The sequence below is a fragment of the Methylobacterium sp. E-041 genome (genome assembly GCF_022829665.1).
Classification (GTDB): domain Bacteria; phylum Pseudomonadota; class Alphaproteobacteria; order Rhizobiales; family Beijerinckiaceae; genus Methylobacterium.
On record NZ_JAKSYQ010000303.1, the window covers coordinates 21,288 to 40,705 of the forward strand.

The window sequence follows — 19,418 nt, forward strand, 5'->3', positions numbered from 1 at the left end:
AACCGCGCCCCCGCCGGCCGGTCGAGCCGGCACGATTCCCGAGCGGGATCGCGCCGCTTCGGCATGCGAGGTCTGCGTGGGCGGCCGGGCCGAGCCCATCGGCCCGCCGGGTCGGCGAGCGGGACGGGCGCCCCCCGTGGCTGTGGCGCCGGTGCCACCGTCCCCCGAACCAACGCGACGACCGGCCATCACGCTTTGACGCGCGGCCGGGATCGGTTTACAGCGTTTCACTAGGGCTTAAGCAAGAACCGTGCCTATAGCGTAATAACGCGGGGCGCGGCCTGTTCACCGAAGAGGACCGAGGCCACGCGATGAGTTTGCTGCAACGGCTGGAAATGCGCCAGGGCCAGTCCCTGGTGATGACACCGCAGCTTCTGCAAGCGATCAAGCTTCTCCAACTCTCCCAGCTCGATCTCGCGGCCTACGTCGATGCCGAGCTGGAGCGCAACCCGCTCCTGGAGCGCGCCGAGGCCGAGCCGTCCGAGGGGCCGGCCGAGGGCGCGGAACCCGCCGCCGAGACCTTCGAGGGCGCCGCCGAGTGGACCGCCGCCGAGGTCGACCCGGGCCGCGGCGAGATCGACGGCGATTTCGACGCCCGCCTCGACAACGTCTACCCCGACGACGCGCCGAGCCCGATCCGCGAGGCGGCCACCGGCGACATGCTCTCGCTGACGCCCGCGCCCTACGGCAGCACCGGCGGCAGCTTCGATTCGGAGGCGCCGGACTTCGAGGCGACGCTCACCGTCGAGACCTCCCTGCGCGAGCATCTCGGCCGCCAGCTCGACCTCGCCACCCGCGACGCCACCGACCGGCTGATCGGCGGCTTCCTGATCGATGCGGTGGACGAGGCCGGATACCTGCGCGAATCGATCGACGCGGTGGCCGAGCGCCTCGGCGCCTCCCTCGACCGGGTGGCGGGCGTGCTCAAGCTCGTCCAGAGCTTCGATCCGGCCGGCATCGCCGCGCGCGACCTCGCCGAGTGCCTGGCTATCCAGCTGCGCGAGCAGAACCGGTTCGACCCGGCGATGCAGGCGCTGGTCTCCCGCCTCGACCTCGTGGCCAAGCGCGATTTCTCGGCGCTGCGGCGCCTGTGCGGTGTCGACGACGAGGACCTCGTCGAGATGCTGGCCGAGATCCGCCGGCTCGACCCCAAGCCCGGGCGGGCCTTCGGCTCCAGCGGCGTCGAGGTGCTGATCCCCGACGTGTTCGTGCGCGCGGCCCCCGACGGCTCCTGGCTGGTGGAGCTGAACGGCGAGGCGCTGCCGCGGGTGCTGGTCAACCAGAGCTACTACGCCCGCGTGGTCCGGGGTGCGAAGGCCGAGGGGGACAAGGCCTTCCTCTCCGAGGCCCTGCAGACCGCGAACTGGCTCACCCGGAGCCTGGAGCAGCGCGCGCGCACGATCCTCAAGGTCGCCACCGAGATCGTGCGCCAGCAGGACGGGTTCTTCGTCCACGGCGTCGCGCACCTGCGGCCGCTGAACCTGAAGACGGTCGCCGAGGCGATCGGGATGCACGAATCCACCGTCTCGCGCGTCACCTCCAACAAGGCGATCGGCACCAGCCGCGGCACCCTGGAGATGAAGTACTTCTTCACCGCCGCGATCCCGGGCGCGGCGGGCACCGCCGCGCATTCCTCGGAAGCCGTGCGCCACCGCATCAAGCAGCTCGTCGACGGCGAGACCTCGGACGACGTGCTCTCCGACGACGCCCTGGTGCAGAAGCTGCGCGGCGAGGGCGTCGACATCGCCCGCCGCACGGTGGCGAAGTACCGGGAATCGCTGCGGATCCCGTCCTCGATCGAGCGCCGGCGCGAGCGCTATGCGCAGGGCGGGATGCAGCCCGGGGCGATGATGGCGCGCTGAGAGCCCGCGAACCGGTCGCGTGCGCCGTCCGCGGCGGCCTATAGCCTGGATCCGAGGCTCGAACCGGGAACGGATCCGGACATGATTGGTTGTGCGCAAGCAAGTTCAGGAGACGTTGCATGCTCGCGAGCCCGGTTCACTACAATCCTGACGTCGAGACCGTGACCGTCGAGGAAGGGCGGACGATCGACAAGCTCAACGAGACCTTCGACACCATCCTCAAGACGGTGGCCGAGGATTCCGGGCACGCGGTGCGCTCCGTCCACGCCAAGGCGCACGGCATCCTCGAGGGCGTGCTCAGGATCGACGCGGACCTGCCGCCCGAGCTGGCGCAGGGTCTGTTCGCCACGCCCGGCGAGCACAAGGTCTACCTGCGGCTCTCGACGAACGCGGGCGACATCCTGCCCGACGCCGTCTCGCTGCCGCGCGGCCTCGCCCTGAAGGTGCTCGACGTCGCGGGCGAGCGGCTGCCCGACGCCGAGGGCACCACGCAGAACTTCATCTTCGTCAACGGCACGGTGTTCCAGGCGCCGAACGCCGACAAGTTCCTGGGCAGCCTGAAGCTGCTCGCCGGCACCACCGACCGGGCCGAGGGCCTGAAGGTCGCCGCCTCCACCGTGCTGCGCGGGGTCAACAAGGCGCTGCACGCGGTCGGCATCGACAGCCCGACCATCGGCGCGCTCGGCGGCGCACCGAACGTCGATCCGCTCGGCGAGACCTACTACAGCGTCACCCCGTTCCGGTACGGCGACCACATCGCGAAGTTCTCGGTCGCCCCCGTCGCCCCGGCGCTGACCGCGCTCACCGGCACCGAGATCGACGCCTCGGGGCGACCGAACGCGATCCGCGAGACGGTCCAGTCCGAGATGTGGGGCATCGAGGGCGTGTGGGAGTTCCGGGTCCAGCTCTGCCGCGACCTCGAACGCCAGCCGGTGGAGGATCCGACGGTGGAGTGGGACGAGGCGGAGGCGCCGTTCCAGCGGGTCGGCCTGATCACCGTCCGGCCGCAGGACAGCTGGGAGCCGGGCCGGGTGCAGGCGGTCGACGAGGGCATGCGCTTCAGCGTCTGGACCGGGCTCGCCGCGCACCGGCCGCTCGGCAACATCAACCGGGCGCGCAACGCGCCCTACAAGCACTCGGCCGCGTTCCGCGAGCGCTTCAACGGCTGCCCGATCCACGAGCCGGCCGGCGGCGACCGAGCGGGCGGGTGACGCGCCGGCAGTCGAGGCCGGTGCGCGCTCGGGCGCCGCGGCTTCGGGTTCGCCCCGGGGTCGCGGCCGTCGCCGGAGGGGCCGGTCCTCTCCGTTGACTTCCCCTGCGCCGGCTCCTTAACTCCGTCCCCCGCCGCGACGGCGGGTCGGCGTTCCGCCGAAGCCCGCGGGCCTCGATCCGCGGGCAAGAGACCAGGGTCAACCAAACCGGAGGATACATGGGGTCATTGCGCGTCACGGGCCACGGCCTGGACCTCGGCGAAGCCCTCAGGGGCCGGGTCGACGAGCGGATGGCGGCGACCCTGTCCAAGTATCTCGACGGGCACATGAACGACTCGAGCACCGGCCACGTCACGCTCCGGCGCGACGGCACCGCCTACCGCACCGACTGCGTGCTGCACCTCGTCTCCGGGCTCACCATCGAGGCGTCGTCCACCGCGCACGACGCCCGCGCCAGCTTCGAGCAGACCGCCGACCGGCTGGAGAAGCGCCTGCGCCGCTACAAGCACCGGCTCAAGGAGCACGCCCAAGGGCCGAACGGGGGCCCGAACGGCGCCGCGGTCGAGGCGGCCTATGCGGTCTTCGCCGCGCCGGAGGAGGACGAGGACGAGCCCGACGACGGCTCGAACCATCCGCCGATCGTGGCCGAGAGCACCAAGACCCTCAAGCGCCACTCGGTGAGCGAGGCGGTCACCGCGCTGGACCTCACCGGCGCCCCGGTGATCGTCTTCGTCCATGCTGGCACCGGCCGCATCAACGTCGTATACCGGCGCAGCGACGGCGCGATCGGCTGGGTCGACCCGCCGAGCGCCGCGGCCTGAGCCGAGGGAGCCGGAACCGGCCCGTCGGCGCGGGGATTGATGTTTTCGGGGCTGGGCCGCGCGGACAACGCGGCGCGCCCCCTCTTCATGGGGGCGGGGCCCCCATGGCTTTCGATCGGACGGGCGGTCCTTCAATGCCGATGCTGGAATTCCTCGATCCGGATTCCGTGGTGCCCTCGCTCCGCGCCCGGGCCAAGAAGCAGGTGCTGCAGGACCTCGCCGCCCAGGCCGTCCGCCGCCTGCCGGCGCTCGACGCCCGCGACGTCTACGAGACCCTGCTCCAGCGCGAGCGCCTCGGCTCCACCGGCATCGGCGACGGCGTCGCGATCCCGCACGGCAAGCTGCCGGGGCTCGACCGGCTGTTCGGGCTCGTCGCCCGCCTCGACCGCCCGGTCGACTTCGAGTCCCTTGACGGCCGCCCGGTCGACTTCGCCTTCCTGCTGCTCGCCCCCGAGGGCGCGGGCGCCGACCACCTGAAGGCGCTCGCCCAGGTCGCGCGCATCCTGCGCGAGCCGGGAATCCTCGACCGGATCCGCGCGGCCCGCGACGGGCACGCCCTCTACGCGCTGCTCACCCACACCTCGGCCTCGCAGGCCGCATGAGCGGGCCTCGCATCCTGCGCCGGGCCGCGCTCGCGGCGTTCCTCGCCATGCCCGCGGCGGCCGCGGCGCAGCAGGGCGCGGCCGACGGCACCTGCGCCCGCGACGTGCTCGTCGCCCAATCGATGCAGCGGCAGGCGCTCGACCAGCTCGAGCAGGCCGACGGCGACGACGCCAAGGCCTGCCGGATCTGGCGCCGCCACGTGGACACCATGCGCCGCGTCGCCGGCGTCTACGGTCGCTGCCTCTCGGGCTTCGAGCGCGGCGCCCGGCTGACCCAGGTCCAGGACTCCGAGAAGGAATTCTCCGCCGCGATCAAGGCCCGCTGCCGCGGGTGATCGTGAAGGGGGGTGGAGGCCGGTTCCTATCGGCCCGGCCCCGTGCCGTCGTTTCGCTCCCGGCTCTCATCCCTGCAACCGAAGCGGCGACGCCTCTTCCCTCCCCCGTCCCCAAGTCGGGCCTGCCCGACTTGGGCACACAGGGTGCGGATCTCGGGCAAGCCCGAGATCCGTCGGGGGGAGGGAAGAGCGCGATGTTTCGCGCGCGTCCTGGTCATCGCGCACGCTGTGGCAACTGCTGCGAAAGATTTCCCAAGCAAGCCGTGCGTGATCGCAAAGCTCGTCGCCGTCGTTAGCCGCCGACACGATGTTCTCGCAAAATATAAAGTGGAACGCTTCGCGCCACGAAGGAATTGAAGGGGACCAACAGTAGAGGAAACCGCCTTGCAACGCTATCTGACCGCCATCGCGCTCGTCACCCTTCTCGGTACGGGCACCGTGTCCGCACAGACCACGACGACGGGCAACCCCGCTCCGGACGCCAAGTCCAGCGAGAAGTCCGGTGGCCAGGAAGCCGTCACGCGTCCGAACACCGACCGGCCCGACGCCGGCAAGCCCGCCACCGCCAACGCGGCCGCGCATGCCAAGCTGGAGGAAGGCGCCAACAGCTTCACGGAAGCCCAGACGCACAAGCGTCTCGAGGATGCCGGCTACAAGGACGTCCGCGGCCTGATGAAGGACGACAAGGGCATCTGGCGCGGCGACGCGATGCTGAACGGCAAGCCGGTCAAGGTCGGCGTCGACTTCAAGGGCAACGTCGCCGCGCAGTGATCGCCGTCCCCGGACGGCTGAGGCGCAGGCACGCAATTCCCACGACATCCAGGATTTGACCATGGCTCAGCAAACCATCACGGCGCTCTACGACGATTACGACGCGGCCAGCACCGCGGTGTCCCGCCTCGAGGCGGCCGGCATCTCGCACGGCGACATCAGCGTCGTCAGCAACAACGAGGGCGACCGGCATGCCGGCCGGCTCGGCACGGGCGACCATGCCGAGACCGCCCACAAGGCCGAGACGGGAGCTGGGACCGGCGCCTCGCTCGGCACGGTGGTCGGCGGCGCGACCGGCCTCCTCACCGGCCTCGGCCTGCTCGCCATCCCCGGCGTCGGGCCGGTCGTGGCGGCCGGCTGGCTGGTCGCGACCCTGACGGGCGCCGGCATCGGCGCGGCCGCGGGCGGCCTCGTCGGCGCGCTCACCGGCGCCGGGATCAGCGAGAACGACGCCCACACCTACAACGAGGGCATCCGCCGCGGCGGCACCCTGGTGACGGTGCGTACGGACGACGCCCACGCCACGACGGCGATGGACATCCTCGAGCAGCACGGCTCGGTCAACGTCGACGAGCGGTCGCAGAGCTGGCGGTCCGAGGGCTGGAGCGGCCCGGCGCTGACCGCGACCGACCCGTCCGGCGCGACGGCGAGCCAGGGCGTTCCTTCGGGCGCGGCCGCCCGCCCCGGCGTGCGCACCTACCCCGCCAAGCCGCTCTGAGCGACGCTCAGCCTTCGATCGGCCCGTCGCCTCGGCGACGGTGCCCCCGATCAGCCCTGCGATGCCCCGGCACGCAGGGCTTTTTCATGAGGTGGGGCCGGCGAGCGGCGCGGGCGGCCTACTGCAGATCGCGCAGCAGCGGCTCGGCGACCATCCGCACCGGCGCCTTCACCGGCTTGCCGCGGCCGATCAGGATCGCGACGCGCGAGCTTTCCGGGTCGGTCTCGAAGCGGGTGCGGACCCAGGCGACCAGGAACTTCAGGTATTCGGACGCCAGCAGCTTGGTCGCCGAGGGGCTGTGCCACCAATCGGCGGCGTCGAAGCCTTCGGCGATCACCGGATGGGGCACGATCCGGTCGGCGCCCTGGAGCGCGTGGTCGAGCTCGATCAGGGTCCGCGGCATGTGGTAGTTCGAGGTCACCACCGCGACGGTGCTGAAGCGGTTGTGGCGCATCCAGCGCCGGGTCTCGATGGCGTTGCCGATGGTGTTGCGCGCGCGGTAGTCGAGGTCGACGCAGCAATCGATCCAGTGGCGCTGCGTCGGGTTGAGCCGGGCGATCTCGTCGCGGCTGGTGCGTTCGTTGACGCCGGTGATCAGCAGGCGCCGGCCGTAGCCGCCGGCCAGCAGGTCGATCGCGTCGCCGATGCGCTGGGCGCCGCCGGTCAGCGCGACGATCCCGTCGGCACGGCCCTGCGGCACCCGCTCGCTGCGGTCGAGCGCGGCGACGAAGGCGAGGAAGCCGGAGAGCAGCGCGACCGCGCCGAGGCCGGCGAGGCCGAGGATCGTCAGCGCCACCGGGCCGACGGGCCGCGCGGCGGGCGCGGCCGCCGGCATCGCCCTCGGGCGGGCGTCCCAGGCCCAGCCCGTGAGCTCGGCGCCGGGGCCGGCCTGTCTCGGATCGAAGGCGCGCGCCATACGCGTGGTCATGCTCCGGGAGAATAGCGCCGATTGCGGCGGGGCGGAGGCGGCATTTGCGGACGCAAAGCCTTTCCGGAGGGTTAACGCACGGCCAAGCACTTCCGATCACGGGGATTTTCGGAACCGTTCGTCCCCGATGCCCGACGGGGCGCGGTGCCGGACCGGCCGGACGCGCGACTCAGGCCAGGAACCGCCGCACGGTCAGCCGGGAGATCACGGCGGTGACGAGCGAGGCGATGACGCCGATCGCCATCACGCTGGCATAGCCGCGCCAGCCGATGTGGAAGGCGCCGAACAAAGCCTCGACCTCGTCGCCCGCCGGCCCCGAGCGCCAGGTGCGGGCGAGCAGCCCGGCCAGCGCGAAGGCGGCGAGCGCCGCGGCCGAGCCGATGATCCCGCCGCGCAGCCCCAGCCCGAAGAAGCGGCGCTGGAAGGCGCGGGCGATGAAGTCGTCGTCGGCGCCGACGAAGTGGAGCACCTCCACCACCTCGCGGTTTCCGGCCATGGCGCCGCGGGTGGCGAACGCCACCGCGAGGCCCGTGGCGACCAGCACCAGCGCGACGATGCCGACGCCGATGCCGACGAAGGTGTTGGCCGCGGTCGAGAGCCGCTGCAGCCAGAGCGCGTGGTCGTCGAGGCTGGCGACCCCCGGCATCGCCTCGGCGAGGCCGGCGCGCAGGTGCTTGAGGTCGGGGGACTGGTCGCCGAGCTTCAGGGTGATCAGGCGCGGCACCGGCAGGTCGGAGAGGTCGAGGCCGCTGCCGAGCCAGGGCTCGAGCAGGCGCTCGGCCTCCGCCTTGGAGAACACCCGCGTCGCGGCGATGCCGGGCTCGGCCTTGGCGATGGCGTCGGCCCGGGCGATGTCGGCGTCGAGGTCGCGGCCGGGGGCCGGGCGTACCTGGATCGTCACCTCCTGCGCCACGGTGCCCTGCCACTGGCCGGCGCTCGACGCGACGATCTCGGCCGCGCCCGCGCACAGGCCCGCGAGGAAGGTGAGGATGGCGATGACGGCGGCGAGCGAGCGGCTCGCGGCCGAATCGGTCGGGACCAGGGGCGCGTTGCGCCGCAGGGTCGGGGGCAGCGCCGGATCGACCGCGGCCCTGTCCGGGGCCGTCCTGGCGGCCTGGCTGCGTTCGCGGGTCGTGTCCATCAGCCTTCGATCCGCAGGCGGCCGTCGCCGATCACCATCCGGCGGGCATCGACCGAGTCCATGATCCCGAAATCGTGGGTGGCGATGATCACCGAGGTGCCGAGCTTGTTCAGCTCGAGGAAGAGCCGCAGCAGGCGGCGCCCGAGGCTCGGGTCGACGTTGCCGGTCGGCTCGTCGGCGAGCAGCAGGTCGGGCCGGGCGATGAGCGCCCGGGCGATGGCCGCGCGCTGCTTCTCGCCGCCCGAGAGCAGCGGCGGCAGCACGTGCATGCGCTCGCCGAGGCCGACCCAGCGCAGCAGCTCAACGACCTCGGCCCGGTAGCTGGTCTCGGCCCGGCCCTGGACGCGCAGCGGCAGCGCCACGTTCTCGTAGGTCGTGAGGTGGTCGAGCAGGCGGAAATCCTGGAACACCACGCCCATGCGGCGGCGCAGGCCGGTGAGCGACGCGCTGGAGATGCCGCTGACCTCGTTGCCGAACACCGAGACCAGCCCGCGGGTCGGACGCACCGAGAGCAGGATCAGCCGCAGCAGCGTCGTCTTGCCGGCCCCCGACGGCCCGGTGAGGAACTGGAACGAGTGCGGCTGGATGCGGAAGCTCACGTCGGACAGCACCTCCGGCCCGAGGCCGTAGCGCATGCCGACGTTCTCGAACTGGACCACAGGCCCTTCCGCCCCGGAGAGCAGGCTTTTCGTCGTCGCCGTTTCGCGCAAGGGCCCGTTCGCTCCCGTTCCGTCCCGGTCCATGCCGTCCGCACCGGGATGACCGCCGCGCATGGCCATTTCAAGCCGGCTCCGGGCGGTTTCACCGGAGCTTAACCCTAACCGAAGACGATCGCCCAAGGGTTTTCGCCGCAGGTCCCGCCCGGCTGCCCCCGCCAACGAGCGTGCCGCGTATGCTGATCGTCTGCCCGACCTGCGCCAGCGAATATCGCATCGAGACCGCCCGCGTCGGCACCGAGGGGCGTTCGGTGCGCTGCGCCGCCTGCCGCGAGACCTGGTTCGTGTCGCCGGCCGAGGTGATCGCCGCCCACGAGGCCGAGCTGCAGGCCGCCAGCCCCGGCGCCGACGAGACGGTCTCCGAGGATGCCTGGGCCGAGGCCTCCGCCGCGGTGCGCAGCGCCGCGACGGCCGACACCATCGACAACGTCCCCGCACCGCCGCGCGGCACGCGGGCGAAGAAGGCCAAGCTCGGCTACAAGCCGCTCGGCCGGAACCAGGGCAAGGGCGGGATCGCCGGGCTGTCGCCGGCCCTGGCCGCCTGCCTCGTGGTTTTGGCCGCGATCCCGCTCGCCTGCCTCGCCCGCGTGCCGGTGGTGCAGGCGCTGCCGCAGGCGGCCGGGCTGTTCGCCCGCATCGGCCTGCCGGTGAACCTGCGCGGCCTCGAGATCCGGGACGTCGCCGCGGTCCGCACCCCGGCCGACGGCGAGAAGCCGGCCGAGCTCGCGGTCGAGGGCGACCTCGTCGGCATCGCCCGCGGCGGGGTGCTGGTGCCGCCGATCAGCGTCGTGATGCGCGACGCCGCCGCGGGCGTCGTGAGGACCTACACCATCGCCCCGCCGCGCAGCCGGCTGGCGCAGGGCGAGACCGCGCGATTCGCCGGCCGGTTTTCCGATCCGCCCGAGCAGGGCCGCGGCATCGAGGTCCGGTTCTCGGATGCGGGCAAGCCGGAGTCGGGCAGGCCGGAGACGGCCAGACCCGAGACGGCGAAAGCGGAGTAGGTCGCGGGCGACCGCGCCGCCGTCGATTTTCCGCCGGCGGGCCGTGGCCGGACGGCGCCGGAATAGGGTATGGAGGCGCATGACCACGCCCTCCCGACGCGTCCGCGTCCTCTTCGACGAAGCCACCATCGCCACGCGCAACGAGGCGTTGGCCCGCGAGATCAAGGCGGCCGCCCCGCAGAACCTGCTCGTGGTGGCGGTGCTGAAGGGCAGCTTCATGTTCGCCGCCGACCTGCTGCGGGCCCTGCACCGGGTCGGGCTGTCGCCGCAGGTCGAGTTCGTGCACCTGTCGAGCTACCGCACCGGCACGATCTCCTCCGGCCAGGTCGAGATCCTGCGCGACGTCCAGAGCGAGGTGCGCGGCCGCGACGTGCTGCTCGTCGACGACATCCTCGAATCCGGCCGCACGGTGGTCTTCGCCAAGGACCTGCTGATGGCCCGCGGCGCCTCGCGCGTCCTCACCGCGGTGCTGCTCGAGAAGCCGGGCAAGCGCGCGGTGCAGATCGACGCCGACTTCGTCGGCTTCACCTGCCCCGACGCCTTCGTCGTCGGCTACGGCATGGATGCGGCCCACGCCTTCCGCCAGCTCCCCTTCGTCGGCGTCGTCGACTACGACAGCCAAGATCCGGACCTGTTCGGCGGGGCCTGAACCGCGTTTCGGGACGCGGCATTTTCGCAACCCTCCGGCACTTCCAGGCTTTTCGTCCTCAAATGTCTTGACAGGACGGCCGATGTTTAGACGATCTCTAGACGTGTCCGGGCCGGACGGCCTTCCCTCGGTGGATCGAATACAGGCGACATGGCGCGCATCCTTCTGGTGGATGACGAAGAGACGGTCCGCGGCTTCCTCAAGCGAGGCCTCGAGATCGACGGCCATGCCGTGGTCACGGCGATCGACGGCAGCGACGGCCTCGACCGGCTGAACGAATCCGACGGCGCCTTCGACCTGATGCTCACCGACATCCGCATGCCGCTGATGGACGGCATCGCGCTGGCGCTCGCGGCCAAGCGCGACTTCCCCGACCTGACCATCCTGCTGATGACCGGCTTCGCCGACCAGCGCGAGCGCGCGCGCGGCCTCGACGCCATCGTCACCGACGTGCTGACGAAGCCGTTCTCGCTGGCGGACCTGCGCGCCACGGTGAGCCGGGCGCTCGCGGCCTGAGACGACGTTCGGTCGATCCACGAGCGATCGCACGCCTCTTCCCTCCCCCTTAAGCGGGGGAGGGTGGGCCTCGCGTCAGCGAGGGTCGGGAGAGGGGAGCGCCGTATCCGGAAATGCCGCTCCCCTCTCCCGACCCGCTGCGCGGGCCACCCTCCCCCGCTTAAGGGGGGAGGGGGCAGCCCCTCCTCACACCACCAGGTTCACGATCCGCCCGGGCACGACGATGACCTTGCGGGGCGTCCGGCCTTCGAGGGCGCGCCGGACCGCCTCGTCGGCGAGCACCAGGGCCTCGACGGCCGCCGCGTCGGCGTCGCGCGGGACGGTGACGTCGGCGCGCTTCTTGCCGTTGACCTGCACCGGGAGCGCGACCGTATCCTCGACCAGCAAAGCGGGGTCGAAGCCGGGCCACGGCGCCTGCGCGACCAGCCCGTCGCGGCCGAGCACCGCCCAGCAGCTCTCGGCCAGGTGCGGCATCATCGGCGCGATCAGCTGGACCAGGATGCCGGCGGCCTCGCGGCCGGCCGCCGCCGAGGCGCCGCCGCGGAACGCGTCCTCAAGGGCGTTGGCGAGGGTGTAGACGTGGGCGACGCAGCGGTTGAAGCGCAGGCGCTCGACATCCTCGCCGAAGGCGGCGAGCGCCTTGTGCGCGGCCTTGCGCAAGGCCGCGTCGCCGCCGCCCGATCCGGTGGCCGAGACGGCGGCGTTCACCAGCCGCCACACCCGCTGCACGAAGCGGGCGGCGCCCTGCACGCCCTCCTCCGTCCAGATCACGTCGCGCTCCGGCGGCGAATCCGAGAGCATGAACCAGCGCGCGGTGTCGGCGCCGAAGGAGGCGATGATGTCGTCGGGGTCGACGACGTTCTTCTTCGACTTCGACATCTTCTCGATCGGGCCGATCGCGATGGGCGCCGAGGTTTTCACGTGGAACCCGCGGCGCTCGCCGTCTTCGGTCGAGAACCGCACCTCCGCCGGCGGCACCCAGGCGCCGGCCGCGTCCTTGTAGGTCTCGTGGACGACCATGCCCTGGGTGAACAGGCCGGCGAACGGCTCCGAGACGCCGGACCAGCCGGTCGCCTGCATCGCCCGCATGAAGAAGCGCGCGTAGAGCAGGTGCAGGATCGCGTGCTCGATGCCGCCGATATACTGGTCGACGGCGAGCCAGCGATTCACCGCCGCCGGGTCGGTCGGCCGGTCCGCGAGCCACGGCGCGGTGAACCGGGCGTAGTACCAGGACGAGTCGACGAAGGTGTCCATCGTGTCGGTCTCGCGCCGCGCCGCCGCGCCGCAGGACGGGCACGGCACGGTGCGCCAGGCGTGGTCGCGCTCCAGCGGGTTGCCGGGCTGGTCGAACGAGACCTCCTCGGGCAGCCTCACCGGCAGGTCGGCGACCGGCACCGGCACGGGGCCGCAGGCCTCGCAGTGGATGATCGGGATCGGGCAGCCCCAGTAGCGCTGGCGCGACACGCCCCAGTCGCGCAGGCGGAACTGTACCTTGCGGGCCGCGACCGGCCGGCCGGAGAGGACCTCCGCCTCCAGGCGGTTCGCCACCGCCTCGAAGGCCTCGCCCGTCGTCATGCCGTCGAGATAGCGCGAGTTGATCATCCGCCCGTCGCCGTCGAAGGCGGTGTCGGTGATGACGAAGCTGTCCTGATCCTGGTCCTCGGGGCAGACCACGGGAGTGTTGCCGAGGCCGTACTTGTTGGCGAAGTCGAGATCGCGCTGGTCGTGCGCCGGGCAGCCGAAGACGGCGCCGGTGCCGTACTCCATCAGCACGAAGTTCGCGACGTAGACCGGCAGCGTCCAGGACGGGTCGAGCGGATGGCGCACGGTGAGCCCGGTGTCGAAGCCGAGCTTCTCCGCCGTGTCGATCGCCGCCTGCGCCGTGCCCATGCGCCGGCATTCGTCGACGAAGGCCTGCAGCGCCGGGTTCGCGCCGGACAGGGCCGCCGCCACGGGATGGTCGGCGGCGATCGCCAGGAAGCGCGCGCCGAACAGGGTGTCGGGCCGGGTGGTGTAGACCTCGATCGCCTCGCCGACCCCCTCGACCGCCGTCGCGAGGGCGAACCGGACCTGCAGCCCCTGCGAGCGCCCGATCCAGTTCCGCTGCATCAGCCGGACCTTCTCCGGCCAGCGCTCGAGACCGTCGAGCGCGTCGTAGAGATCCTGCGCGAAGTCGGTGATCTTGAAGAACCACTGCGTCAGCTCGCGCTGCTCGACCGGCGCGCCCGAGCGCCAGCCGCGCCCGTCGATCACCTGCTCGTTGGCGAGCACGGTGTGGTCGACCGGGTCCCAGTTCACCTTGGCGGTGCGGCGCGTGACCAGCCCCTTGCCGAGGAAGTCGAGGAACATGCGCTGCTGGTGCTTGTAGTAGTCCGGATCGCAGGTCGCGATCTCGCGGCTCCAATCGAGCGACAGGCCCATGGATTGCAGCTGCCCGCGCATCGTCGCGATGTTGGCGTAGGTCCAGTCCCGCGGGTTGGTCTTCCGCTCGATCGCGGCGTTCTCGGCCGGCAGCCCGAAGGCGTCCCAGCCCATCGGGTGCAGCACCGCGAACCCCTTTGCCCGCTTGTAGCGCGCCACCACGTCGCCCATCGCGTAGTTCCGCACGTGGCCCATGTGGATGCGCCCCGACGGATAGGGGAACATCTCCAGCACGTAGTATTTCGGGCGGGCGTCGGCGTTGTCGGTCTCGAACAGCCGCGCCTGCGCCCAGGCCTCCTGCCAGCGCGGCTCGGAATCCTTGGCGTTGTAGCGCTCGAGGGTCTGGTGGCTGGGAGGATGGGTCATGGCGTCGTCGAAAACCGGGATCGGGCGGGGCGGACCGGGGAAGCGGCGGCGTTAGCACATTCGCGGCGGGCTCGGCCAACGGATCTGCCGGCGTGGCAATCGAGGCCGATCCATCGGCGCGTGATCCCTGTGGCGGATGCAAGCACAGATGGCTTTGCGCCGGGCGCGCGATCCCGGCATTGAGGTGCAGAATCGCCCTCACCCGCGCGGCGGCGTTGGACAGCGCCGCGGGCCCGCCCACCTTTCCCCGGCGATGGCCGGACGACCCGCCCAAAGGACTTCAATGACCGACACGCCGATCGATACGCCCCCGACCTCGGAGCCGCCGATCTCCGGCAAGCCGCCCGTCGGCGAGGCCGACGTCGCCGCGGGCCTCGCCGAGGTGCTGGCCGGGATCGCCCGGGCGAGCGAGGATTGCGCGCGGGATCCCGCCGGCATCCGCCTCATCGCCGTCTCGAAGACCGTGCCGGCCGAGGGCATCCTGCCGGCCCTCGAAGCCGGCCAGCGCCTGTTCGGCGAGAACTACGTGCAGGAATCGCGCGCCAAGTGGCCCGCGCTCAAGGACCGCTACCCGGACGTGGAGCTCCACCTCGTCGGGCCGCTGCAATCGAACAAGGCGCGCGAGGCGGTCGAGCTGTTCGACGTGATCCATTCGCTGGACCGGCTGTCCCTGGCCGCGGCGCTGGCCAAGGAGATCGCCCGCACGGGGCGCACGCCGAAGCTGCTGATCCAGGTCAACACCGGGGACGAGCCGCAGAAGGGCGGCGTCTCGCCCGACGCCCTCGACGTCCTGCTCGCCGAATGCGTCGGCACCCACGGGCTGGCGATCCAGGGGCTGATGTGCGTGCCGCCGGTGGAGGACCCGCCCTCGGCCCACTTCGCCCTGCTCGCCGCGCTCGCCCGGCGGCACAACTTGCCGATCCTCTCGATGGGCATGAGCGCCGATTACCCGGCCGCGATCCAGATGGGCGCGACCCATGTCCGGGTCGGCACGTCGATCTTCGGGGCGCGGACGCGGAAGGCCTGATCCGCGCCGGGCCGTGTCGTGGCCGGTAACGACGACGGAAGGTTGCCCGGGCGAGCCGGCGGACCCTGCGGTCGCAGGGCGAAATCCGCCGCCGTCACGGACCGCCCGGAGGCTCGCCCGGCGCGGCAAGGCCCGTGCGAAGCAGGACGATGCCGGTGATGATCGCAAGGAAGGACGTGGTGGGGGAAGTAGGACTCGAACCTACGAAGCTTACGCAGCGGATTTACAGTCCGCCCCCTTTGCCGCTCGGGACATTCCCCCAAAGGACAGCCCATCGGGCCGCGCGGGCCCTTATGGTGAGGGGGGGGCGGCGTGTCAACCGTGCCGCGCGGCCGGCGGCTCAGTGCCCGGCGGTGCTCGAGAAGCCGTTGATCACCACCACGCCGGCGACGATCAGGCCGAGGCCGATCAGGGCCGGGGCGTCGAGGCCCTGGCGGAACACCAGCCAGCCGACGAGCGAGATCAGGACGATGCCGACGCCCGACCAGACCGCGTAGGCGACCCCCATTGGGATCGTCCGCAGGGTGAGCGCGAGGAAGAAGAACGCGACGCCGTAGCCCGCGACCGTGATCAGCAGCGGCACCGGCCGCGAGAACCCGGCGGAGGCCTTCAGCGCGCTGGTGCCGATCACCTCGGCGACGATCGCGATCGCCAGATAGATCCAGTTCACGGCCGCTGCACTCCCGGTTCGTCGGATCGGCGGCCCATTCAGGCGTCGTCGGCCCCGAGGACGAGGCGGAGCGACCGGGCGAGCTCGTCGCGGCGATAGGGCTTGTTGAGCACCGGGAGCTCGCCGCGGCCGATGACCTGGCCCTCGTCGAGGTCGGCGACGTAGCCCGAGGTGAGCAGGACCTTGAGGCCGGGCCGCAGGCGCTGCGCCTCGGCGGCGAGCTGCGAGCCGTTCATGCCGCCGGGCATCATCACGTCCGAGAACAGGATGTCGATGCGCTGGACGTCCTTGAGATGGGCCAGCGCCTCGGCCGCGTTGCGCGCGACGACGACCTTGTAGCGCAGCTCCTCCAGGCTCTCGACGGCCATGGTGAGGACCTGCTCGTCGTCCTCGACGAGCAGCACGGTCTCGCCCTCGCCGGCGCGGCGCAGCGGCAGCACGCCGCGCTCGCCCATGCCCGTCTCCTCGCCGGCGGGGTCGGCCGAGCGCGGGAAGCGCAGGCGGAAGGTGGTGCCGCGCCCGACCTCGGACTCGATCGCGACGAAGCCCTTGGCGCTGCGGGTGAAGCCGTAGACCTGGCTCAGGCCGAGGCCGGTGCCCTTGCCGACCTCCTTGGTGGTGAAGAACGGCTCGAACACCCGCGCCATCAGGTCCGGCGCGATGCCGCTGCCGGTGTCGGACACCGCGATCTCGACATAGGCGCCCGGCGGCACCCCCTTGTCGGCGACGGCCGCGGTGTCGAGCCGGACGTTGCGGCTGCGGACCTCGATCCGGGCGCTGCCGGTTCCCGCCTCCATCGCGTCGCGGGCGTTGACGACGAGGTTGAGGATCGCCGCCTCGAACTGGGCGGGGTCGACGCGGATCGGGTCGAGGGCGGGGTCGAGGTCGAAGGCGAGCTCGATCGCGGCGCCGGCGGCGCGCTCGGCCAGCGGCCGGAAGTCGATGAGCAGGCGGTTCGGGTTCAGCGTCTGCGGCCGCAGCATCTGCCGGCGCGAGAAGGCGAGGAGCTGCTGCGTCAGCTGCTCGCCGCGCCGGGCCGCCGTCATCGCGGCGTCGGCGAGGCGCTTGACCCGCTCGACGTTGTCGGGCTTGCGCAGGACCATGTCGAGGCCGCCGACGATGACCGTCAAGAGGTTGTTGAAGTCGTGCGCGACGCCGCCGGTGAGCTGGCCAATCGCCTCCATCTTCTGCGCCTGGCGCAGCGCCTCCTCGGTGTTGCGCTGGTCGGAGCGGTCGAGGACGATGCCGGCCATGCGGACCGGCGTGCCGTCGGCGCGGTATTCCGCCCGGCCCTTGGCCGCGATCCAGCGCACGGCCCCGTCGGGGCGCACGATCCGGTATTCGATGTCGAGCGTCCCCGCCCGCGCCGCCTGCGCGAAGGCCGCCGTCACCGCCTCCCGATCCTCCGGGTGGACGTGGGCGAGGAAGGTCTGCCGGCCCCAATGCGGGAGCGGCGCGTCGTAGCCGAAGATCGCGTCGTGGCGGGCCGACCGGCGGGCGGTATCGGTGAGGAGGTCGAGGTCCCAGGTTCCCATGCCGGCGGAATCGAGGGCGAAGGCCAGGGTCTCGCGGGCGGCCTCGACCTCGCGGGTGCGCTCGGCGACCCGCCGCTCCAGGGTCTCGTTGGCGACGCGCAAGCGCTCCTGGTCCTGTTCCCGCTCGCGGATGTGCCCGCGCGCCTGATACTGGCGCCGCCGCACCCGCAGCGCCGAGGCGACGGCGCTGATCAGGGTCTCGGCGTTGATCGGGCGCTCCAGCAGCACGACGTTGCCGAGGCGCTCCACCATGGCCGCGCCCCGCGCCGGGCGGCGCCCCGCCTGGCGCGTCGCCAGCATGATGAACGGGAAGTCCGACCAGGGCGGCTGGCGCTCGATCCAGGCCGCGAGGGCGTCCGGGTCGACCTCGGCCAGCGCCTCCTCGGTGACGATCGCCGAGCCGGCCGAGGCCTCGAGGCCGGCGAGCCACGCGGCCCCGTCGGCGCAGACCGTGGCGGCGGTGCCGGACTTGGCCAGCAGCTGCTCCATCACCACCGCGTCGCGTCCGCGCGGCGCCAGGATGAGGACGCGGGTCTCGTCGGGGCCGGGCCGGCTCATTCCGCCGTGTCGCTGCGCAGCATCGCGACCTTGCCGCCGTAGGCGGGCAGGCCCGAGAGCACGCCCTCGAAGTCGGTCAGCGTCTCCCCGACCTGGATCCCGTTGCGGGAGAGCCTCAGCTCGCGGATCGTGCGCTCGTGCGCGTTGACCCGGCTCTTGACCGCCGAGAGCGCGGTGCGGACCTCGCCCTTGGCCTCGAAGTAGCGGAACAGGAGGATGCCGTCGCTGAGATAGCTCAGGTCGATGTCGGAGCGGACCTCGCCGATGACGCCGTGCTGCCCGAGAACCAGCAGGGTCGTGACGCCCTTCTGGTTCAGGTAGGTCAGCAGCTCGTGCATCTGCAGGATCAGGAACTGCTCGCCCGGCATCGCGTGGATGTAGGCGTTGAGGCTATCGACGACGACGCAGGACGCGCCGTCACGCTCCACCGCCTCGCGGACGCGGCAGGCGAACTCGCCCGGCGCCAGCTCGGCCGGATCGATCTGCGCGATGCTGAGGTCGCCGTCGGCGATGTGCGGCTGCAGGTCCATCCCGAGGATGGCCGCGCGCGCCAGCAGGGTCGCCCGGCCCTCGTCGAACAGGAAGTAGGTGGCCTTCTCGCCCCGCTCCAGGGCCGCCAGCATGCAGCGCACCGCGGTCGTGGTCTTGCCGGCCCCGGACGGCCCGAGCAGCAGCGTGTTGGTGCCGCGCACCAGCCCGCCGCCGAGCAGGAGGTCGAGGCCCGGCGCGCCGGTCGTGACCGTCACCGGCGCGAAGTCGGCGTGGTGCTCGGCGGCGATCAGGCTCGGGAACACCTCGATCCCGCCGGTCTCGAGGACGAAGTCGTGGTACCCGCCCCGCGCCTTCACGCCGCGCATCTTCAGGACGCGGAGGCGGCGCCGTCCCGCGCCGAACTCGCGCGGGGTGTGCTCCAGGAGCAGGACGCCGTGCGCGATGCTGTGGAGCTGCACGTCGGTGGTGCCGTCGTCGAGCAGGAACACCGTGCAGCCCCGCGCCGCGAAGAGCTGCTTCAGCGCCAGGATCTGGCGGCGGTAGCGCAGCGGATTCTGGGCGAGCAGCCGCAATTCGGACAGGCTGTCGAACACCACGCGGTTCGGCTGCAGCGCGTCCACCCGCTCGATGACCTCGCGGACGGTCTCGCCGAGCTCCACCTCGGAGGGGTGCAGGATCGACTGCTCGCTCTCGGGGTCGAGGCCGAGCTCGTTGACGAGCTCGTAGAGCTCGACGCCGTCGAGCGACCAGCCATGCGACGCCGCCGAGGCCCGCAGCTCCTCGGCACTCTCCGACAGGGTGACGTAGAGGCTCTTCTCGCCGTGCGCGACGCCGTCGAGCAGGAACTGTAGGGCGAGCGTGGTCTTGCCGGCGCCGGGCGTGCCCTCGAGCAGGTAGAGCCGCCCCTTCGTCAGGCCGCCGGACAGGACGTCGTCGAGCCCGGCGATCCCGGTCGACAGGGTGTCCCGGACGTAGGGTGCGACGCGCGGTGTCTGATCAGTCGTCATCGTCATCACGCAGGGTGGATCGGGCGCTCGGCCGGCGGCCCCTGAGGGAGTGCTTTGCCTCAGGAACGGCC

At 72.0% G+C, this 19,418-nt stretch carries 18 protein-coding genes and 1 tRNA gene; 11 read left to right on the top strand and 8 right to left on the bottom strand.

The features are described from left to right. Nucleotides 1-311 precede the first annotated feature (311 nt). The 7 genes from rpoN (at nt 312) to MKK70_RS29980 (ending at nt 6,320) form a co-directional block, all read left to right on the top strand. Nucleotides 312-1,862, top strand: coding sequence for an RNA polymerase factor sigma-54 (gene rpoN, locus MKK70_RS29950; protein WP_147859997.1), 1,551 nt, complete (start codon nt 312-314; stop codon nt 1,860-1,862). Between the two features lie 119 nt (nt 1,863-1,981). Continuing rightward, nucleotides 1,982-3,073: a catalase family protein gene (locus MKK70_RS29955; RefSeq protein ID WP_243951639.1), complete on the top strand. Its 1,092-nt coding sequence runs from the start codon at nt 1,982-1,984 to the stop codon at nt 3,071-3,073. Nucleotides 3,074-3,291: 218 nt separating this feature from the next. Then, on the top strand, nt 3,292-3,894 hold the full coding sequence (gene hpf, locus MKK70_RS29960) for a ribosome hibernation-promoting factor, HPF/YfiA family (protein WP_147729861.1): 603 nt from the start codon (nt 3,292-3,294) through the stop codon (nt 3,892-3,894). A gap of 134 nt (nt 3,895-4,028) precedes the next feature. After that, on the top strand, nt 4,029-4,496 hold the full coding sequence (locus MKK70_RS29965) for a PTS sugar transporter subunit IIA (protein WP_147729862.1): 468 nt from the start codon (nt 4,029-4,031) through the stop codon (nt 4,494-4,496). Next, nucleotides 4,493-4,831 carry a hypothetical protein gene (locus MKK70_RS29970; protein ID WP_405041858.1) on the top strand — a complete coding sequence of 113 codons (339 nt, stop codon included), beginning with the start codon at nt 4,493-4,495 and terminating at the stop codon, nt 4,829-4,831. The genes MKK70_RS29965 and MKK70_RS29970 overlap by 4 nt, the downstream gene beginning before the upstream one ends. Before the next feature lie 384 nt (nt 4,832-5,215). After that, nucleotides 5,216-5,602, top strand: coding sequence for a hypothetical protein (locus tag MKK70_RS29975; protein ID WP_147729483.1), 387 nt, complete (start codon nt 5,216-5,218; stop codon nt 5,600-5,602). A gap of 61 nt (nt 5,603-5,663) precedes the next feature. After that, entirely contained in the window at nt 5,664-6,320 is a 657-nt protein-coding gene (locus MKK70_RS29980) for a hypothetical protein (protein ID WP_243951640.1), read from the top strand. A gap of 118 nt (nt 6,321-6,438) precedes the next feature. Here the strand turns inward: MKK70_RS29980 and MKK70_RS29985 are convergent, their stop codons facing one another. The 3 genes from MKK70_RS29985 to ftsE all read right to left on the bottom strand — a co-directional run bounded on the left by MKK70_RS29985 (nt 6,439) and on the right by ftsE (nt 9,132). Then, nucleotides 6,439-7,236: a YdcF family protein gene (locus MKK70_RS29985; protein WP_147842706.1), complete on the bottom strand. Its 798-nt coding sequence runs from the start codon at nt 7,234-7,236 to the stop codon at nt 6,439-6,441. A 181-nt stretch (nt 7,237-7,417) separates the two neighbouring features. Then, on the bottom strand, nt 7,418-8,389 hold the full coding sequence (locus tag MKK70_RS29990) for a cell division protein FtsX (RefSeq protein WP_147842704.1): 972 nt from the start codon (nt 8,387-8,389) through the stop codon (nt 7,418-7,420). Then, nucleotides 8,389-9,132, bottom strand: coding sequence for a cell division ATP-binding protein FtsE (gene ftsE / locus MKK70_RS29995; RefSeq protein WP_147729645.1), 744 nt, complete (start codon nt 9,130-9,132; stop codon nt 8,389-8,391). Before ftsE ends, MKK70_RS29990 begins: the two co-directional genes overlap by 1 nt. Before the next feature lie 149 nt (nt 9,133-9,281). Between ftsE and MKK70_RS30000 the strand changes: the two genes are divergently transcribed. The 3 genes from MKK70_RS30000 to MKK70_RS30010 all read left to right on the top strand — a co-directional run bounded on the left by MKK70_RS30000 (nt 9,282) and on the right by MKK70_RS30010 (nt 11,271). Continuing rightward, a complete protein-coding gene (locus tag MKK70_RS30000) occupies nt 9,282-10,106 on the top strand; it encodes a zinc-ribbon domain-containing protein (protein WP_243951641.1) in 825 nt (274 codons plus the stop codon). Between the two features lie 79 nt (nt 10,107-10,185). Next, nucleotides 10,186-10,755 carry a hypoxanthine phosphoribosyltransferase gene (gene hpt, locus MKK70_RS30005; RefSeq protein ID WP_147727220.1) on the top strand — a complete coding sequence of 190 codons (570 nt, stop codon included), beginning with the start codon at nt 10,186-10,188 and terminating at the stop codon, nt 10,753-10,755. Nucleotides 10,756-10,905: 150 nt separating this feature from the next. Continuing rightward, on the top strand, nt 10,906-11,271 hold the full coding sequence (locus MKK70_RS30010) for a response regulator (protein ID WP_147727221.1): 366 nt from the start codon (nt 10,906-10,908) through the stop codon (nt 11,269-11,271). Between the two features lie 186 nt (nt 11,272-11,457). On the opposite strand, the gene leuS is transcribed toward MKK70_RS30010, so the two are convergent. Then, nucleotides 11,458-14,058: a leucine--tRNA ligase gene (gene leuS / locus MKK70_RS30015; RefSeq protein WP_147842702.1), complete on the bottom strand. Its 2,601-nt coding sequence runs from the start codon at nt 14,056-14,058 to the stop codon at nt 11,458-11,460. Between the two features lie 283 nt (nt 14,059-14,341). Between leuS and MKK70_RS30020 the strand changes: the two genes are divergently transcribed. Then, nucleotides 14,342-15,085 (top strand): YggS family pyridoxal phosphate-dependent enzyme, encoded by a 744-nt coding sequence (locus MKK70_RS30020; RefSeq protein ID WP_243951642.1) that lies wholly within the window; start codon nt 14,342-14,344, stop codon nt 15,083-15,085. A 177-nt stretch (nt 15,086-15,262) separates the two neighbouring features. Here the strand turns inward: MKK70_RS30020 and MKK70_RS30025 are convergent. The 4 genes from MKK70_RS30025 to MKK70_RS30040 form a co-directional block, all read right to left on the bottom strand. Next, nucleotides 15,263-15,346: transfer RNA gene (locus MKK70_RS30025), tRNA-Tyr, on the bottom strand. A gap of 79 nt (nt 15,347-15,425) precedes the next feature. Further along, nucleotides 15,426-15,755: a DMT family transporter gene (locus tag MKK70_RS30030; protein WP_147842700.1), complete on the bottom strand. Its 330-nt coding sequence runs from the start codon at nt 15,753-15,755 to the stop codon at nt 15,426-15,428. 38 nt (nt 15,756-15,793) lie between these two features. Then, complete coding sequence (locus MKK70_RS30035) at nt 15,794-17,848, bottom strand: ATP-binding protein (RefSeq protein WP_243937001.1); 2,055 nt, start codon at nt 17,846-17,848, stop codon at nt 15,794-15,796. Then, nucleotides 17,845-19,347, bottom strand: coding sequence for an ATPase domain-containing protein (locus tag MKK70_RS30040; RefSeq protein WP_147727226.1), 1,503 nt, complete (start codon nt 19,345-19,347; stop codon nt 17,845-17,847). Before MKK70_RS30040 ends, MKK70_RS30035 begins: the two co-directional genes overlap by 4 nt. Between the last annotated feature and the right edge of the window lie 71 nt (nt 19,348-19,418).

What these genes read in the sequence shown, in the direction of transcription:
- MKK70_RS30035 (WP_243937001.1), bottom strand. Translation starts at nt 17,848, where the DNA reads ATGAGCCGGCCCGGCCCCGACGAGACCCGCGTCCTCATCCTGGCGCCG.
- MKK70_RS30040 (WP_147727226.1), bottom strand. Translation starts at nt 19,347, where the DNA reads ATGACGACTGATCAGACACCGCGCGTCGCACCCTACGTCCGGGACACC.
- MKK70_RS29985 (WP_147842706.1), bottom strand. Translation starts at nt 7,236, where the DNA reads ATGGCGCGCGCCTTCGATCCGAGACAGGCCGGCCCCGGCGCCGAGCTC.
- MKK70_RS29965 (WP_147729862.1), top strand. Translation starts at nt 4,029, where the DNA reads ATGCCGATGCTGGAATTCCTCGATCCGGATTCCGTGGTGCCCTCGCTC.
- hpf (WP_147729861.1), top strand. Translation starts at nt 3,292, where the DNA reads ATGGGGTCATTGCGCGTCACGGGCCACGGCCTGGACCTCGGCGAAGCC.
- MKK70_RS30010 (WP_147727221.1), top strand. Translation starts at nt 10,906, where the DNA reads ATGGCGCGCATCCTTCTGGTGGATGACGAAGAGACGGTCCGCGGCTTC.
- leuS (WP_147842702.1), bottom strand. Translation starts at nt 14,058, where the DNA reads ATGACCCATCCTCCCAGCCACCAGACCCTCGAGCGCTACAACGCCAAG.
- rpoN (WP_147859997.1), top strand. Translation starts at nt 312, where the DNA reads ATGAGTTTGCTGCAACGGCTGGAAATGCGCCAGGGCCAGTCCCTGGTG.
- MKK70_RS30020 (WP_243951642.1), top strand. Translation starts at nt 14,342, where the DNA reads ATGACCGACACGCCGATCGATACGCCCCCGACCTCGGAGCCGCCGATC.
- MKK70_RS29970 (WP_405041858.1), top strand. Translation starts at nt 4,493, where the DNA reads ATGAGCGGGCCTCGCATCCTGCGCCGGGCCGCGCTCGCGGCGTTCCTC.
- MKK70_RS29980 (WP_243951640.1), top strand. Translation starts at nt 5,664, where the DNA reads ATGGCTCAGCAAACCATCACGGCGCTCTACGACGATTACGACGCGGCC.
- hpt (WP_147727220.1), top strand. Translation starts at nt 10,186, where the DNA reads ATGACCACGCCCTCCCGACGCGTCCGCGTCCTCTTCGACGAAGCCACC.
- MKK70_RS29990 (WP_147842704.1), bottom strand. Translation starts at nt 8,389, where the DNA reads ATGGACACGACCCGCGAACGCAGCCAGGCCGCCAGGACGGCCCCGGAC.
- ftsE (WP_147729645.1), bottom strand. Translation starts at nt 9,132, where the DNA reads ATGGACCGGGACGGAACGGGAGCGAACGGGCCCTTGCGCGAAACGGCG.
- MKK70_RS30000 (WP_243951641.1), top strand. Translation starts at nt 9,282, where the DNA reads ATGCTGATCGTCTGCCCGACCTGCGCCAGCGAATATCGCATCGAGACC.
- MKK70_RS29955 (WP_243951639.1), top strand. Translation starts at nt 1,982, where the DNA reads ATGCTCGCGAGCCCGGTTCACTACAATCCTGACGTCGAGACCGTGACC.